Raw genomic sequence first — 17,174 nt, 5'->3', positions numbered from 1 at the left:
TATTATTAAAATATGAAAGTGCCGATTCTTTTACCAAATATATTTAATCATCCTTTTACTTATGAAAGTGATATTAATTTAAAAACAGGTGATTATGTGGTGGTCCCTTTTGGTAAATCTAAAATCACAGGAGTAGTTTGGGATGAATTTGAAAAGAAAAATAATAGAAATTTTAAAATTAAAAATGTTTTAAAAAAATTAGATGTTAGTCCATTAAAAAAAACTACAATAAAATTCCTTAATTGGTTTTCTGAATACAATATAATTCCAAAAGGAATGGCTTTAAAACAGGTTTTACTTAGTAGCAATGCCGTAGAAAAAATTCAAAAAGATGCGTACAAAATTTTTGACACAAATATCAAAAAAAATTTAATAAAACTTTCTGAAGAACAAAAAAAATCTCTTAAAAAAATGAATGTTTCTAATCAAAAATTTAGAGTTCATGTTCTTCAAGGAACAACTGGATCAGGAAAAACCATGGTGTATTTCGAAGCCCTCAAAGAGATAATAAACAAAGGTTTTCAGGGCTTAATTTTATTACCAGAGATCGGTTTAACAGGTCAATTTGAAAAAAAATTTATAGAATTTTTTGGTTTTACTCCAGCAGTTTGGCACTCAGGTATTACAAAAAAAAAGAAAGAAATTATTTGGAGTGGAATTGTAAATGGAGAAATTAAAGTTGTCATTGGTGCCAGATCATCATTATTTTTACCATTTAAAAAACTAGGTTTAATTATTGTTGATGAAGAGCATGATCAATCTTACAAACAAGACGAGGGGGTTACCTATAATGCAAGAGACATGGCTATTTCAAGAGCGTCATTTGAAAATATACCTATCAATTTAATTACAGCTGTTCCATCAATTGAAACTTATGAAAATATTAAAAAAGGCAAATATAGTATTTCTAAATTAGAAAAACGTTACCAAAACGCATCATTGCCGAATTATGAAATAATTAATCTTAATGAAACCAAATTGGAAAAACAATCTTGGCTTTCTAAAAAAATAATTGAGAAAGTAAACTTTCATCTCGATAAAAACGATCAGGTACTATTTTTTTTAAATAGACGTGGGTTTTCTCCACATGTACTTTGTAATAAATGTTTTAATAGTTATTCGTGCCCTAATTGCTCAATTAATTTAGTTTATCATAAAAATAAAAATAATTTATTGTGCCATTATTGTGGTTTTAAATCTTCCCTGAAAAGGAAATGTATAAAAGATGAGGATTGTGAATTTATTTTTAGTGGTCCTGGAGTTGAAAGAATATCTGAAGAAGTTAAAAAAAACTTTCCGTCTAAAAAAATTGAAATTTTTTCAAGTGATACAATGAATAAAAAAAGTTCTAGTCAAAAATTAGAAAAAATAATTAATAATGAAGTTCAAATTTTAGTTGGGACACAATTAATCTCTAAAGGTTTTCACTTTCCAAGCCTTAATTGTATTGTGGTAGTTGATATTGATCTATCCTTACAAGGACATGACTTAAGAGGTGCTGAAAAAAATTTACAGTTGTACCACCAACTTTCTGGACGAGCTGGAAGAACAGGTAAGCCTGCAACTGTGTATTTTCAAACTTATAATACTAATACCAAAATGATTTCTGATTTAACAAATAGTAATCCCAATATTTTTCTTGATAGAGAATTAGATATTAGAAGACAAAACAAGCTTCCACCATTTCAAAGATTTATCTCTTTAATCTTAACAGGTGACAATGAAGCAAAATTAGAAAAAGAAGCTTTTTATTTTAAAAATTTTATTGAAAAAAAAATCAATGGAAGAGTTTTAGGGCCAGTTAGTGCACCAATTTTTAGACTAAAAAGAAAATTTAGAATAAGAATGTTAATTAGGGGCTCAAAATCTCTTAAATTACAGAATTCAATCGCTGAAATTATCCCAAATTACAAATTTTCATCAGGAATAAAACTTTCAGTTGATGTTGATCCAATAAACTTCAATTAACCTTTAAAAAAAGGACTTTTAATCGAATGTGCTACTTGAAGACATAATGGTCATATGCTAATTAATGCGTGATTTTAAAATAATCTTCAACATAACAGAGGTAACAAGTTGAGTAAAAATAAGGGATTTTCAATAACTTCGGCTGAAAGATATTCTTTAGCTTTGTATGAGCTTGCAAGTGAAAACAATGTTCTTTCACAAGTTGAAGATCAATCCTCATCTATCTTAAATTTGATTTCTTCTAGTAAAGATTTTTCAAATTTAATTAAGGATCCAACAAGTGACCAAGATGATCTTTTAAAAGTTATTGATGGTATTTCTGATAATAATAAATTTGAGAGTTTATTAAAAAGTTTTTTAAGTTTTCTAGTTTCAAAAAGACGTTTTTTTTATGTAGAACAAATTTTAAAAAGTTTCATCGAAACATGTTCTAAAAAAAGAGGAGAATTGAAAGCTGAATTAAAGTCTGCAAAAGAACTATCTAGTGATGCGATTTCTAAAATCACAGATGAGCTTACTAAAAACTTTAGTTCAAAAATAAAATTAAACTACAAATATGACGAAAGTTTAATAGGAGGCTTAGTAGTACAAGTCGGAAGTACTATGGTGGACACCTCAATTAAAAATAAATTACAACAAATCGAAAACAGAATGATAGAGGCATAAATGGAAATAAATCCTTCAGAAGTAACAAAGATACTAAAAGAACAAATTAAAAATTTTGGTGATAAAGCAGAAGTAACAGAAGTTGGCCAAGTACTATCAGTAGGAGATGGTATTGCTAGAATTTATGGTCTTGACAATGTCCAAGCTGGGGAGATGGTTGAGTTTGCTGATGGATCTAAAGGTATGGCCTTAAACTTAGAAAGTGAAAACGTTGGAGTTGTAATTTTTGGAGATGATAGAAATATTAAAGAAGGTGATACTGTAAAAAGAACTGGAAACATTGTTGATACTCCAGTTGGAAAAGAATTATTAGGTAGAGTTGTTGATGGATTAGGAAATCCAATTGATGGTAAAGGACCTTTAGATAAAAGTATTAAAAAAAGTAGAGTTGAAGTTAAAGCTCCTGGAATTATTCCAAGACAATCAGTTAGTGAACCTATGCAAACAGGTCTAAAATCTATCGATAGTTTGGTTCCAGTGGGAAGAGGACAACGTGAATTAATTATTGGTGACAGACAAACTGGTAAAACTGCAGTTGCAATCGATGCAATTATTAACCAAAAGAAAATAAATGAATCTGGTGATGAAAAACAAAAGCTTTATTGTATTTATGTTGCGATTGGCCAGAAAAGATCAACTGTAAGACAAATTCAAAAAACATTAGAAGAAGCGGGAGCAATGGAATACACAACAATCGTTGCTGCAACAGCATCTGACTCTGCGCCACTTCAGTTTTTAGCACCTTACACAGGGTGTACAATGGGTGAGTATTTCAGAGATAATGGAATGCATGGATTAATTATTTATGATGATTTATCTAAGCAGGCTGTTGCTTATAGACAAATGTCTCTATTATTAAGAAGACCTCCAGGACGTGAAGCTTATCCTGGTGATGTATTCTATCTTCACAGTAGATTGTTAGAAAGAGCAGCTAAGTTAAGTGATGAACATGGTGGAGGTTCGTTAACAGCACTTCCAATTATTGAAACACAAGGTGGTGACGTTTCTGCGTTTATTCCAACTAACGTAATTTCAATTACTGATGGTCAAATTTTCTTAGAAACTGAACTTTTTAACCAAGGTATCAGACCAGCAATTAACGTTGGACTATCCGTTTCTAGAGTAGGTTCTTCAGCACAAACAAAAGCGATGAAAAAAGTTTCTGGATCAATGAAATTAGAATTAGCACAATACAGAGAGATGGCTGCTTTTGCTCAATTTGGTTCTGATTTAGATGCTTCAACACAGCAACTTTTAAATAGAGGTTCAAAATTAACAGAACTTCTTAAACAAAAGCAATATTCACCAATGACAGTAGCTGAACAAGTAATTTCAGTTTTCTGTGGTGTAAAAGGTTATTTGGATGATATTGAATTAAAAGATATTGCTGAATTTGAAAATAAAATTATTGAAAAATGTAAGTCTGATAAACCTGAAATAATCGATTCAATTCAAAGTTCAGGCAAACTTGAAGATGATAAAGAAAAATTACTAATCGAAGTAATTACTCAATTAAAGGAAAACTTTAAATCTTAATTTATTATGGCAAGTTTAGACGACCTTAAAAAAAGAATAGCTAGTGTAAAGTCTACACAGAAAATTACAAAAGCTATGAAGATGGTAGCAGCAGCAAAACTTAGAAGAGCCCAAGAAAGTGCTGAGAAGGGAAGACCTTATTCAGAAAAAATGAATAATATTATTCTAAATCTTTCTAGTGGGATTTCAGACAAAGAAAATGCTCCAAAATTATTATCTGGATCAGGTAATGATAAAGTGCATCTTTGTGTTGTGATGACTTCTGACAGAGGTCTATGTGGTGGTTTTAATTCAAATATAATTAAAAAAGCCAAGAGCTACTTTGCTAAACTTGTAGAAGATGGAAAAGATTTAAAGATTATAACTGTAGGTTCTAAAGGTAATGATCAACTTAAAAGAGCTTATGGTAATAAGATAATTGCAAATATTTCATTTAAAGATTCTAAACACGCTAATTACTTTGATGCTGATAAAGTTGGTAAAATGGTAATTGAAAAATTTGGTGCTGAAGAGTTTGATGTTTGTACTATTTTTTATAACCAATTTAAAAATGTAATTACACAAATTCCTCAAGCACAACAAATAATTCCATTAAATGTTGAAAATTCAGAGGAAGATAAATCTGAGGATAGTTATGAGTTTGAACCAGATGAAGATGAGATTTTAAGCAATTTATTACCTAAAAATATTTCAACACAAATATTTAAGGCAATGTTAGAGAATTCAGCTAGTGAACAGGGCTCAAGAATGAGTGCAATGGATAATGCAACCCGAAACGCAGGTGAAATGGTTGATAAGCTTACTATTGAGTATAATAGAAGTCGTCAGGCAGCAATTACTAAAGAACTAATAGAAATCATATCAGGAGCAGAGAGTTTATAATTATGAGCAAAGGAAAAATCACACAGATCATTGGAGCAGTAGTAGACGTAAAATTTAATGAAGATCTTCCAGAAATTTTATCAGCATTAGAGTGTAAAAATGGAGACAATAGACTAGTTTTAGAAGTTGCTCAACATTTAGGAGAATCTACTGTTAGAACAATTGCAATGGATGCTACTGAAGGATTAAAGAGAGGTGACGAGGTCATAAACACTAAAGCACCTATCCAAGTTCCTGTTGGACCAGAAACTTTAGGAAGAATTATAAACGTTATTGGTGAACCTATCGATGAAAAAGGTGAAGTTCAAACAAAAGAAAAGTGGCCGATCCACAGAGCAGCTCCTGAATTTAGTGATCAGTCAACAGAAACAGAAATATTAGTTACAGGAATTAAGGTAGTTGATTTATTAGCACCATATGCAAAGGGTGGAAAAATTGGTTTATTCGGTGGAGCTGGAGTTGGAAAAACAGTTTTGATTATGGAATTAATTAACAACGTTGCAAAAGCACATGGTGGTTTCTCAGTTTTTGCTGGTGTTGGAGAAAGAACTAGAGAAGGAAATGATTTATACCATGAGATGATAGATTCAGGTGTAATCAAGAAAGATGGAGCTGGATCTAAAGCTGCCCTAGTTTATGGACAAATGAATGAACCTCCTGGAGCTAGAGCTAGAGTCGCTCTTACAGGATTAACTGTAGCAGAGTATTTTAGAGATCAAGAGGGACAAGACGTTCTTTTTTTTGTAGATAACATTTTTAGATTTACACAAGCAGGTTCTGAGGTATCAGCTCTATTGGGAAGAATACCATCAGCAGTTGGATATCAGCCTACACTTGCAACTGATATGGGTAACCTTCAGGAAAGAATTACAACTACTAACAAAGGATCAATTACTTCAGTACAAGCTATTTATGTACCCGCTGATGACTTAACTGACCCTGCGCCAGCAACATCATTTGCTCACTTGGATGCAACTACCGTTCTCTCAAGACAAATTGCGGAGATAGGTATTTATCCTGCGGTTGACCCACTTGACTCTACTTCAAGAATTTTGGACCCAAGAATTGTTGGTGATGAGCATTACAGAGTTGCTAGAGAAGTTCAAAAAATCTTACAAACTTATAAATCGCTTCAAGATATTATCGCCATTTTAGGTATGGATGAATTGTCTGAAGAAGATAAATTAGTTGTAGCTAGAGCTAGAAAAATACAAAGATTCTTATCTCAACCATTCTTTGTTGCAGAAGTGTTTACCGGTTCTCCTGGTAAGTTAGTTGATCTAGATTCAACAATAAAAGGCTTTGCTGCTATATGTAAAGGTGACTATGATCATTTACCAGAAGCTGCTTTTTATATGGTTGGAACAATAGAGGAAGCGATAGAAAAAGCTGATAAAATGGCTAAGGAAGCTGCTGCTTAATGAGTGAAGAGTTTAAGATTGAGATAGTAAACCCAGAAAAATCTTTTTTAGTTAAAGAGGATGTTTCAGAAGTTGTTGTACCTGCTTTTGAAGGAGAAATGGGTATACTTAAAGATCACATTTCTATTATCTCATTTTTAAAACCTGGAATTATCAAAATTTTATCTAAATCTGGAGATGAAAACTATTATGTTGAGGATGGGATTGTTGAGTTTAAAAATAATAATTTATCAATTTTAACTAGCTCAATTTTCAATCTTACAGATTTAGATAAGTCTAAACAACAAGACTTGCTCAAATTGGCTGAAGAGGAAGCAGGCAAGCCTGATATTTCTGATCAATCAAAATATTTAGTTGATCAAAAAATTGAAGTATTAAGGTCTCTTAATTAATAATTTTTCTAACTTTTTCTTGAAGTTCTTTATAAACGTGTAGTTTAAAGTCGACTACTACTTCTGTAATTTGATCAAGGTCTATCCATTTCCAATCTAAAAATTCTGGATTTTTAGTTTTAATATCAATTTCATTTTCATCACCAGTAAATTTCATTAAAAACCATTTTTGTTTTTGACCTTTGTATTTACCTTTCCAAATAATTCCTAATAAACGATCAGGAAGTTCATATGTGATAGTACCATCTAACTCTTTTATTAATTTAACACTTTTAACACTAGTTTCTTCTTCCAGTTCTCTATAAGCTGCTTTTAAAAAATCCTCACCTTCATCAACTCCCCCTTGTGGCATCTGCCAAAATTTTTTTGCATTATCTATTCGTCTTGCTACGAAAACTTTATTGTCATTATTTAGTAAAATTATTCCCACCCCCGTTCTCAAGGGTAGTTTGCTAAAGTTCTTATTCATATTAACCGTTAAGTAGTTTTATTGCGTAATTTAATTGATTATCAGTATCAGTTTTAATTCTAAAATCATCACCTTCTTCATTTACCTCAATATCAGGTCTTACACCAACTTCAGATATGGATTTTCCAGAAGGAAGATAATATTTTGCAACTGTTAATCTTATAGCTCCTTTATTCTTTAAAGGAATTATAGATTGAACTGACCCTTTACCATAACTATTTTCGCCAAGTATTATAGCTCTTTTGTGATCTTTAAGAGCTCCAGCAACAATTTCTGATGCTGATGCTGAACCATAATTGATCAATACCACTAAAGTTTTTCCATCAGTAATATCTCCTTTTCTTGCAAACCATTTTCTATTTTCTGATTTTTTTCTACTTTTTGTCGATACTATTTCTCCATTTTCTAAAAAAAAGTCAGAAATTTTTATTGCTTGTGTCAATAGTCCACCAGGATTATTTCTAAGATCCAATATAAATGCTTTTAAGTTTTCATTTTCTTTTAACTTTTTGATCTTTTTTTTAATTTGATCACTACTATTATCGTTGAAAGAAGTTAATCGGATGTAACCAATATTATTTTCTAAAAGATCAGATTTAACAGATTGGACCTCAATTATTTCTCTTGTTATATTAAATGTGAGAGCTTTTTTTACTCCTCGTCTTCTTACGGTTAGCTCAATATCAGTGCCCACCAGACCCCTCATAAGGTCAACTGCTTCACTCAACGATTTTCCTTGTACCTGAACATTGTCTATTTTTACAATATAGTCTCCAGCTTTAATTCCTGCTTTTGAAGCGGGAGTATCATCTATAGGGGTAATAACTTTTACAACACCAGCTTCCATACTAACTTCAATTCCAAGACCACCAAACTCTCCACTAGTTTCGGTTTGCATTTCTTGAAATATCTCTGGTGACATATAAGATGAATAGGGATCAAGTGATTGAAGAAGACCGTTAATTGCTGAGTCCATACCTTCAGACTGATCAATTTCATCTACATATTGTTTGTTAATTTTTTCAAGGACTTCGCCAAATAAATCAATTTTTTTATAAATATCTAATTCAGCTGAATTTACTGAATATGAAAAAAAAAAGAGGATAAAAAAATTATTAAATAAAATTGAATTTTTTTCATATAATGACTTTTTCTTTTGGGATTAGTTCAGACCAAATTTTTTCAAGTTCATAAAACTTTCTTTTCTCTGGATGAAAAATATGTACAATTAAATCAATACCATCAACAAGTTTCCATTCATTACTTTCTTTACCTTCTATTTTAGAATTTTTAATGCCATTATCCTTTAATTTTTCTAAAACTTGTTCTGATAAAGACTGAATGTGTCTTGAAGAAGTGCCGCTTGCAATTATCATATAATCAGCCATTGAACTTTTATCTTTAAGGTCAATAGTAACAATATCTTGTGCTTTGTTGAGATCTAGTGTGTCTATTACAACTGATTTAAGATCTGAAATTTTATCCATTAATTAGAATTAGACTATCAAATTTTTCTTAATTGAGAAGATGAAATGTTGACTTTTTTAAACTCTACAAATGTAAGTGTTTTATTATTGAGTCTCTTAAATGTCTTTGATTTTAAAGAATTTTTTTTATAACCATGACGATCAAATACAATGATATTGCATTTTTGTGAAATTAATTTTGATTTATGCCACTTATGAAAGCTAATTAAGTTATCTGCTCCCATTAAAAAAAAAATTTCAATGTTTTTATTTTTTTTAAGATAGTTGATTAAATCAATAGTCTTATTAGATTTTATAATATTTTCATAAAATTTAACTTTTATGAAAGAATTTAATCCTATTATTTTTTTGCAATCTTTTATTTTTTTAGAAATTGGTGTTTTGCTTTCAGTTTTGAGTGGATTTTTTTTAGTAATTGCCCAAATAATTTTTTCAAGTTTAAATCTTTTTCTAGCTTCCTTAGATATTGCTAGATGTCCTTTGTGAGCTGGATCAAATGAACCTCCTAAAATTCCAATTTTCATTTTAAATATCTAGTTTATTTTCTTATTTTTCCTTTACTCGAAATTTCATATTTATATGAAACTAATTGTTCTAAACCAACAGGGCCTCTTGGGGGAAGTGTATTTGTTGATATGCCTACTTCACCACCAAAACCAAATTCACCACCATCAGCAAATTGTGTTGAAGTGTTATGCATTGCAATAGAGCTTTTAACATTTTTTAAAAACTTATTAGCTGTTTTTTTATTTTTAGTAATTATGGAGTCAGTATGCATTGTTCCATATTTATTGATATGATGAATGGCCTCTTCATTACTCTTTACAACTTTAACCGATACTGCTGCTGTCAAATATTCTGTAGACCAATCCTTTTCTTTGGCTGGATACACTTTACCTTTGAAATATTTTCTTATGATATTGTCTCCATATATTTTACAATTTTGATCATCAAGTCTTTTTAAAATTGGATTACAAAATTTTTTTACTATTTTTTCATGAAGCAAAATAGTTTCGGTTGCACCGCAAATGGCTGTATTTCTTAATTTTGCATTATAAATAATTTTTGATGCCATATTTGGCTCTGCATCTTTATCAACAAATGTATGACAAATACCTTCTAAGTGACCAATTATTGGAACTGTTGAAAATTCTTGAACTCTTTTAACTAAGTTTTTTCCACCTCTAGGAATTATTACATCAATATATTTTTTCATTTTTGAAAGCATGGTATCAACCATTTTTCTATCTTTACAGTCTACAAATTGAATATAATTTTCATCAACTTTGTTTTTTCGAAGAGCTTGTCGAAATAATTTTGCTAATATTCTGTTGGTATTTATTGCCTCAGATCCACCTTTAAGAATTACAGCATTACCAGATTTAAAGCATAAACTTGCTACATCAGATGTTACATTAGGTCTACTTTCAAAAATAACACCAATCACTCCAATTGGAATAGTTACTCTTTTGATATTTAATCCATTAGGTCTACTCCATTTTTTTAGAGTTACATTTACGGGATCTTTTAGACTTGAAATTTTAATAATAGAGTTTTTAATATTTTTGAGTTTCGCCCCATCAATTCTTAATCTGTTAATCAAATTTTCTTTTATTCCTTTGTTTTGAGCAAATTTAATATCTTTTGAGTTTTCTCTTAAAATTGATTTATTTTCTTTATCAAGTAATTCAGCATAAAATTTTAAGACTTTATTTTTGGTGTCTATATCAACTTTTTTTTCTGATGCTTTTCTACTTTTAACACCTATTAAATTCATCATTTTATTCATTCTAAATTTCTACCATATCATCTTTATGAATTACTTCTGATTTAGCAACATAACCCAATAATTTTTCTATTTGATTAGAATGATGTCCCATAATCTTAACTATTTCATCAGAGGTAAAGGAGCTCAAGCCTCTTGCACATTCATTATTTTTTTTATCTAAAATTTTAACATGATCCCCTTTATTAAATTTTCCTGAGATTTTTTTAATACCAGCAGCTAATAAGCTTTTTCCAGATCTTAGTGCTTTTTTTGCACCATCGTCAATTATAATTGATCCTTTTGGTGCAATAGAGCTTATGATCCATTTTTTTCTAGCATCAAGTTTTGAAACTTTAGAGCTGAACCATGTGCAAATATTTTTTTTACTAATCATTGAGATAGGATTTAAGCTTAGTCCATTTGCTATAACCATACTACAACCTGCTAGTTGACAGATTTTTGCAGCTTCTATTTTAGTTTGCATTCCACCACTGCCGTATTCATTTACACCTTTAACGTTAATTTCTTTTAAATCTTTTTTTAAATCATTTACTTTTTTGATTAATTTAGCATCTTTATAAATTTTGGGATTTTTCGTGTAAAGTCCATCCACATCTGAAAGAAGTATTAAAGTATCAGCATCAGTAATTTGAGCAACTCTAGAGGCCAATCTATCATTATCTCCATATTTTATCTCAGAAGTAGCTATCGTGTCATTTTCATTTACAATTGGAATAAAACCTAAATCAAACAAATTTTCAAAAGTTCTCTTGGCATTTAAAGATCTTCTTCTTTCCTCTGTATCTTCAAGAGTTAATAAGATTTGTGATATATTTAATTTGTACTTTGTAAATGTTTGAGAAAATAAATTCATCAGTTCGATTTGCCCTATGGAAGCGATTGCCTGACTTTTATCAAGTTTAATTGTTTTTTTATTGATATTCATTTTCTTGCATCCAAGTGCTATTGCTCCCGAACTTACGATTACTACTTTTTGATTTTTATCTTTTAATTTTTTGATATCTTTTGCAAAACTAGCAAGCCATTTTTTTCTTATCTTTTTATTATTATCAACAAGAAGTGAAGATCCTATTTTCACAACAATTATTTTAGAGTTTTTAAGAGACATATGACAAAAGTTTAGCTTTAATTTTAGATATAGAATCTTTTTCTAGTGTTGTCATAGTCATTATCTCACAATTTTTTCCTTTAGAGAAATGATCTATTACATCTTTAACAGTATCTTCATCAACTAAATCTACTTTATTAAGTACTACAAGCTCTTTTTTTTCAATTAATTTTGCGCTGTAATTTTTTAATTCACTTTTTACTTGTTCATAAGACTCATTTAAATCCAAGTTAGTAATATCTATAAGATGTAATAATGATTTACATCTTTCAATATGTTTTAAGAACTGTATGCCAAGACCAACACCCTCATGAGCTCCCTCTACTAATCCTGGTATATCAGCAATAGTTATTTCTTTATCATCATAAGAGGCAACTCCTAAATTAGGATTTAAAGTAGTAAATCTATAATTAGCAATTTTTGGATTTGCATTTGTGATAGCAGCCAACAAACTTGATTTTCCAGCATTTGGTAAGCCAATTATTCCAATATCAGCAATTGTTTTTAATTGAAGCCAGATTGTAAATTCTTCTCCGATTCCACCTTTAGTAAATTTTCTTGGAGCTCTATTTGTAGAACTCTTAAATCTAGTGTTTCCCAATCCACCTTTGCCTCCAATAGCAACAACAAACTCTTCTCCTCTTTTATTAAAATCAAATAATAAAGTTTTATTATCTTCTTCAAAAACTTGAGTTCCAAGTGGTACTTTTAAAAATAAATCGTCTCCTCCTTTACCTGTACGATTTTGACCAGCACCATTCTCTCCTCGTTGTGCTTTATGGTGTTGTTGGTATCTGTAATCTATAAGGGTGTTGAGATTTTCTTCAGCTTTTAAAATTATGGATCCACCTTTTCCGCCATCGCCTCCATCTGGACCTCCATACTCAACATATTTCTCTCTTCTGAAACTTGGTGAACCATCACCACCGTTACCAGCTTTTACATAAATCTTAACTTGATCAAGAAATTTCATAATACAACATCTAATTAAGTTGTACTATTAATTGGGTTTTACTGAAACGAAAGTTCTATCTGCTTTTGATTTCTTAAATACAACTTTACCTTTAGCAACTGAAAAAATTGAATGATCTTTACCCATTCCTACGTTTTCACCAGGAAAAATTTTTGTTCCTCTTTGTCTTACAATTATATTTCCAGGTATTACTGTTTCACCGCCATACTTTTTAACACCAAGCCTACGCCCGGCACTATCTCGTCCGTTTCTCGATGATCCACCTGCTTTTTTTGTTGCCATAAATTACCTAATTTATTTACCTGTTGCTCGAGCTTTTTCTTTAACTTCAGCCTCAACCTTTTTAGTTGGTTTAACCATTTTCTCTGCTTCTGATAAAACTTTACCATCTTTAGAAAAAATCTTATTAATTCTTATCATTGTATGTTCTTGTCTGTGACCATTTTTTCTTCTTGAATTATGTCTTCTTCTCTTTTTGAAGATTAAAATAGTTCGATCTTTACCATTTTTAATTAAATCAGCTTCTACTTTTGCTCCTGCAACTGTAGGTGTACCAATTTCGATAGTTTTATCGTCACCGTAAGCAAGAACTTCATTAAATTCTATTTTAGACTCAGGTTTTGAATCTGGTAATTTCTCAATCTTTAGAATCTCTCCAGATTTAACTTTATATTGTTTACCACCTGTTTTTATTACTGCGTATGACATAGTTTGATTTAAATTTAAGTTACCGCAATATAGTTACAGCAAAGCTATAGTCAAGTCGAATTAACTAGAAATTATCCTTTAAATCTCTCAATTTTGAAAAGGAATCAACATTTTTTGCTCTCAAAAATATATTGCACTCTTTTTCATCTTTAAGAGTAGATGGTATTGTAGGGGTATTATTATCAAGTTTTTCTTTGACGCTAGTTATCTTATTTTGAAGATTTAGATTTTGAGAGTCGTGATTAATACAAAAATTTGAATTTTGTAGAGTGTACTCATGACCACAATAAATTTTAGTATCATTAGGTAGATTTTTTATTTTTGATAGAGACTCAAACATCTCCTCGTATGTTCCTTCAAAAATTTTCCCACATCCCAGTGAAAACAATGTGTCTCCAGTAAATATTGCTTTTTCATTAAAAAAATAAAAACCAATATGACCTGTTGTGTGACCTGGAATATGAATTATTTTTGCTTCAAAATTATCTTCTTTCCATATTTGTTTATCTTCAACCAAAACACTAATTTCAGGAATTCTTTTAGAGTCATACTTGTATCCAACTACAATAGAGTTGTATTTTTGTTTTAATTCTTTGTTACCACCAATATGATCAAAATGATGATGTGTATTTAAGATATATTTTAAATTAATATTTTCTTTTTCTATGAAATTTATTATAGGTTTAGCTTCACTTGGATCAACAACACAAGCATCATTTTTATCTTTATCTATGATTAAATAGCTATAATTATCTTGTAAGCAGGGAATGATCTCTATTTTAATATTATTTTTCAATTAAAAATATCCCTAAATCAGAAAATAAGTTTTTTATTCCCAAATTTTTATTATTAATTAAAGATGTATTTTTTTCATTTAAAGCCAATGATTTAAAAATCTTGAAATCTCTAGATCTTACAAAATATACAAAATCTTTAATTGTACACATATGTAAATTAGGTGTGTCATACCATTGATCTGGAAGGGTATCTGTTACTGGCATTGTTCCTTTTATTAAAAGATGCAGTCTAACTTTCCAATATCCAAAATTAGGAATTGTTACTATCGCTTTTTTACCAACTCTTAGTAACTCATTAATTACAAGTTCAGGGTTTAAGAACGCTTGTAATGTTTGGCTTAGTACAACGTAGTCAAAAGATTTATCAGGAAATTGTTTTAAATCGAACTCTGCATTGCCCTCAATTACAGTAAGTCCTTTTTCAATACATTTTTGAACTTTATTTTTAGATATTTCTAACCCTCTAATATCAATATTTTTATTATCTCTTAAAAATTCCATTAACACACCATCCGCACAACCAACATCTAAAACACGTGTATTTTTTTCGACTAGATCAGCAATAACCTTAAATTCATTTTTCATTATTAAACAGTAGTGTAGGATTTATCTAAAAAGTTTTTAAGAGCATTTAAAAATTCTGGGACATCAAGTAAAAAAGAGTCATGCCCTTTATCTGACTCAATCTCAACAAAACCAACGTCAGCTCCAATAGCGTTAAGCGCAATTACAATATCTTTATTTTCTTGTGTAGGGTAAAGCCAATCTGAAGTAAAAGAAATTACAAAAAATTTTGCTTTAGTATCTTTAAAGGCATCAGACAAATTACCATTAAACTGTTTAGCTAAATCAAAATAGTCCATAGCTCTTGTGATATATAAATAACTATTTGCATCAAACCTATCAACGAAAACAGATCCTTGATACCTTAAATAACTCTCAATTTGAAAGTCAGCATCAAAACCAAATTTAAGGTCTTCTCTTTCTTGTAATTTTCTTCCAAATTTTTCTTGGAGACCTTTTTTGGAAAGATAGGTTATGTGAGCTGCCATTCTCGCAACAGCTAAACCTTTGCTGGGAATTGTATTTTTAGTGTTATAATTTCCCTCATTCCAATTACTGTCGGCTGCGATAGCCTGACGACCTAATTCATTAAATGCTATATTTTGTGCAGAGTGACTAGATGTGCAAGCTATAGGTATTACGGTTTTCACTTTATCTGGAAAATTACTAATAAATTGAAGAACTTGCATGCCACCCATAGAACCTCCAACAATTGAAAAAAGTTTATCAATACCAAAGTGTTCTATCAAATTATATTGAGCATTGACCATATCATTTATGGTAATGATAGGAAAATTAGTACCAAAAACTTTCTGTGTATCAGGATCTTTATGACTTGGTCCATATGAGCCTAGACATCCACCAATTACATTAGAACAAATTACAAAGTATTTATTAGTATCAATTGATTTATTAGGACCTACAGCATATGACCACCAACCATCTTTATTAGTTACTGGATTTAAGCCAGCAACAAACTGATCACCAGTTAATGCATGAAAAACTAAAATCGCGTTATCTTTTTTCTCATTTAAAGTCCCATAAGTTTCATAGGCAATAGGAAAATTATTAATTTTTTTACCACAATCTAATTTAAGTGGTTTTTTTACTAATAAGGTTTTTAAATTAATCTCAGTATTCATAATAAGAGTGATTATTTGAATTGTGAGAAAAAAAACAATTTTAGCGGTTTTTTTTAAGCGCTCGCAATTCAGTTAAATCAGCGCATAAATTTTGTACTAGAAGTTATTTATTATGTCAATTTTTTAAAAATTGCCTTATTCAGTGTAAAAATTTATATTTTTATCTATAAAGAGCTCATAATAAAAAAATGACCATTCCAAAATTTAAAAAATTTAATATTGAGGCATATAAGCCAGGCAAATCTAAAATAAAAAAATTAAAAAAAATTATAAAATTGTCAGCGAATGAGTCTGCTTTAGGAATGAGTCCTAGAGCAAAGAAAATAATTTCTGATAAAAAACTGAAATTAGAGAGATATCCAGATGGAAAATCTGAACTTTTGAGAAGAGAAATTTCAAAAAAATATAAATGTAATAGTGATAAAATTATATGTGGGGCTGGTTCGGATGAGGTTATTCAAATGATTTGTCAGTTGTATTTAAAACCAAAAGACGAAGTTATAGTGCCTCAATATAGCTTTTTAATGTATAGGATATATGCAAAGATTGTAGGTGCCAAAGTAGTATTTGCAAAAGAATTAGAATTTAAAATTTCGGTATCTGAAATAATAAAAAATGTAACAAAAAAAACTAAAATAGTTTTTTTAGCAAATCCAAATAATCCAACAGGAACTTATTTGACTAAAAAAGAATTATTGGAGTTAAGAAAAAAATTGAACAAAAATATTTTATTAGTTGTGGATGATGCTTATGCAGAATATATGAAAAATAAAGATTATAAATCAGGCTTAGACTTGTTTAAAAATAAAGATAATGTGTTTATTTTGAGAACATTCTCAAAAATTTTTGGTTTAGCCTCTTTAAGAGTGGGGTGGGGATTTGGTTCTAAAAAAATTATAGATGCCTTAAATATAATTAAACCACCTTTTAATGTAAGTCTACTTGCTCAATTAGCAGCTGTTGAATCGCTTAAAGACTCTAAATTTATTGAAAAATCAATAAAGCACAATTTAATTTTTGCAAAGAAAATAAAGTCTTTTTTAGAAAGATACCAAATATTTTCTAATATGATTTCAGCAAATTTTTTATTATTAGATTTTAAAAGAAGTAACCACTCAGCAAAAGAATTTTATGAGAAACTCAAAAACAAGGGAATTATTGTTAGATCTACAGAAGATGGCTATCATATTAAAAATAAATTAAGATTAACCATTGGCTCAAGAAGTGAAAATCTAGCATTTATGAATGTAGTAAAAAATATATTAAATTAAT

19 protein-coding genes are annotated in these 17,174 nt (G+C 29.7%); 7 read left to right on the top strand and 12 right to left on the bottom strand.

Annotated features, from left to right (window positions below; genetic code table 11):
- The first annotated feature begins 12 nt into the window (after nt 1–12).
- The 6 genes from priA to atpC all read left to right on the top strand — a co-directional run bounded on the left by priA (nt 13) and on the right by atpC (nt 6,865).
- Complete coding sequence (gene priA / locus ACIJYC_RS06595) at nt 13–1,968, top strand: replication restart helicase PriA (RefSeq protein ID WP_435165872.1); 1,956 nt, start codon at nt 13–15, stop codon at nt 1,966–1,968.
- A 108-nt stretch (nt 1,969–2,076) separates the two neighbouring features.
- The gene (atpH, locus tag ACIJYC_RS06590) at nt 2,077–2,634 is read left to right on the top strand and encodes an ATP synthase F1 subunit delta (RefSeq protein ID WP_435165869.1); all 558 of its coding nucleotides are present in this window, start codon (nt 2,077–2,079) and stop codon (nt 2,632–2,634) included.
- The gene (atpA, locus tag ACIJYC_RS06585) at nt 2,635–4,170 is read left to right on the top strand and encodes a F0F1 ATP synthase subunit alpha (protein ID WP_435165866.1); all 1,536 of its coding nucleotides are present in this window, start codon (nt 2,635–2,637) and stop codon (nt 4,168–4,170) included.
- Between the two features lie 6 nt (nt 4,171–4,176).
- On the top strand, nt 4,177–5,052 hold the full coding sequence (locus tag ACIJYC_RS06580; protein ID WP_435116285.1) for a F0F1 ATP synthase subunit gamma: 876 nt from the start codon (nt 4,177–4,179) through the stop codon (nt 5,050–5,052).
- Between the two features lie 2 nt (nt 5,053–5,054).
- Nucleotides 5,055–6,473: a F0F1 ATP synthase subunit beta gene (atpD, locus tag ACIJYC_RS06575; protein ID WP_435116283.1), complete on the top strand. Its 1,419-nt coding sequence runs from the start codon at nt 5,055–5,057 to the stop codon at nt 6,471–6,473.
- Nucleotides 6,473–6,865: an ATP synthase F1 subunit epsilon gene (atpC, locus tag ACIJYC_RS06570; protein ID WP_435116281.1), complete on the top strand. Its 393-nt coding sequence runs from the start codon at nt 6,473–6,475 to the stop codon at nt 6,863–6,865. Before atpD ends, atpC begins: the two co-directional genes overlap by 1 nt.
- On the opposite strand, the gene ACIJYC_RS06565 is transcribed toward atpC, so the two are convergent.
- From ACIJYC_RS06565 to metX, 12 genes are all read right to left on the bottom strand, one after another.
- On the bottom strand, nt 6,858–7,334 hold the full coding sequence (locus ACIJYC_RS06565; RefSeq protein WP_435116279.1) for an RNA pyrophosphohydrolase: 477 nt from the start codon (nt 7,332–7,334) through the stop codon (nt 6,858–6,860). The genes atpC and ACIJYC_RS06565 overlap by 8 nt on opposite strands.
- Before the next feature lies 1 nt (nt 7,335).
- Nucleotides 7,336–8,460: a S41 family peptidase gene (locus ACIJYC_RS06560; protein ID WP_435168113.1), complete on the bottom strand. Its 1,125-nt coding sequence runs from the start codon at nt 8,458–8,460 to the stop codon at nt 7,336–7,338.
- 10 nt (nt 8,461–8,470) lie between these two features.
- Nucleotides 8,471–8,821, bottom strand: a complete 351-nt coding sequence (gene rsfS, locus ACIJYC_RS06555) for a ribosome silencing factor (RefSeq protein ID WP_028035982.1) — start codon at nt 8,819–8,821, stop codon at nt 8,471–8,473.
- 17 nt (nt 8,822–8,838) lie between these two features.
- Nucleotides 8,839–9,345 carry a nicotinate (nicotinamide) nucleotide adenylyltransferase gene (nadD, locus tag ACIJYC_RS06550; RefSeq protein WP_435165863.1) on the bottom strand — a complete coding sequence of 169 codons (507 nt, stop codon included), beginning with the start codon at nt 9,343–9,345 and terminating at the stop codon, nt 8,839–8,841.
- 14 nt (nt 9,346–9,359) lie between these two features.
- The gene (locus ACIJYC_RS06545) at nt 9,360–10,610 is read right to left on the bottom strand and encodes a glutamate-5-semialdehyde dehydrogenase (protein ID WP_435165860.1); all 1,251 of its coding nucleotides are present in this window, start codon (nt 10,608–10,610) and stop codon (nt 9,360–9,362) included.
- Between the two features lies 1 nt (nt 10,611).
- Nucleotides 10,612–11,718 carry a glutamate 5-kinase gene (gene proB, locus ACIJYC_RS06540; protein WP_435165857.1) on the bottom strand — a complete coding sequence of 369 codons (1,107 nt, stop codon included), beginning with the start codon at nt 11,716–11,718 and terminating at the stop codon, nt 10,612–10,614.
- Complete coding sequence (gene cgtA, locus ACIJYC_RS06535; protein WP_435116269.1) at nt 11,708–12,691, bottom strand: Obg family GTPase CgtA; 984 nt, start codon at nt 12,689–12,691, stop codon at nt 11,708–11,710. The genes proB and cgtA overlap by 11 nt, the downstream gene beginning before the upstream one ends.
- A 27-nt stretch (nt 12,692–12,718) precedes the next feature.
- On the bottom strand, nt 12,719–12,973 hold the full coding sequence (rpmA, locus tag ACIJYC_RS06530; RefSeq protein ID WP_435116267.1) for a 50S ribosomal protein L27: 255 nt from the start codon (nt 12,971–12,973) through the stop codon (nt 12,719–12,721).
- Between the two features lie 12 nt (nt 12,974–12,985).
- Nucleotides 12,986–13,399 carry a 50S ribosomal protein L21 gene (gene rplU / locus ACIJYC_RS06525; protein ID WP_435165854.1) on the bottom strand — a complete coding sequence of 138 codons (414 nt, stop codon included), beginning with the start codon at nt 13,397–13,399 and terminating at the stop codon, nt 12,986–12,988.
- A gap of 64 nt (nt 13,400–13,463) precedes the next feature.
- Nucleotides 13,464–14,183, bottom strand: a complete 720-nt coding sequence (gloB, locus tag ACIJYC_RS06520; protein WP_435168110.1) for a hydroxyacylglutathione hydrolase — start codon at nt 14,181–14,183, stop codon at nt 13,464–13,466.
- Between the two features lies 1 nt (nt 14,184).
- Nucleotides 14,185–14,781 carry a methionine biosynthesis protein MetW gene (metW, locus tag ACIJYC_RS06515; protein WP_435165851.1) on the bottom strand — a complete coding sequence of 199 codons (597 nt, stop codon included), beginning with the start codon at nt 14,779–14,781 and terminating at the stop codon, nt 14,185–14,187.
- A 2-nt stretch (nt 14,782–14,783) separates the two neighbouring features.
- Complete coding sequence (gene metX, locus ACIJYC_RS06510) at nt 14,784–15,902, bottom strand: homoserine O-acetyltransferase MetX (protein WP_435165849.1); 1,119 nt, start codon at nt 15,900–15,902, stop codon at nt 14,784–14,786.
- Between the two features lie 188 nt (nt 15,903–16,090).
- Here metX and hisC point away from each other — a divergent pair, with 188 nt between their 5' ends.
- A complete protein-coding gene (hisC, locus tag ACIJYC_RS06505) occupies nt 16,091–17,173 on the top strand; it encodes a histidinol-phosphate transaminase (RefSeq protein WP_435165846.1) in 1,083 nt (360 codons plus the stop codon).
- The last annotated feature ends 1 nt before the right edge of the window (nt 17,174 follow it).

It is taken from the genome of Candidatus Pelagibacter bacterium nBUS_28, from assembly GCF_051200915.1.
GTDB lineage: Bacteria > Pseudomonadota > Alphaproteobacteria > Pelagibacterales > Pelagibacteraceae > Pelagibacter.
The sequence above is the reverse complement of the archived record's forward strand: the minus strand, read 5'-3'. Positions and strand labels throughout refer to the sequence as shown.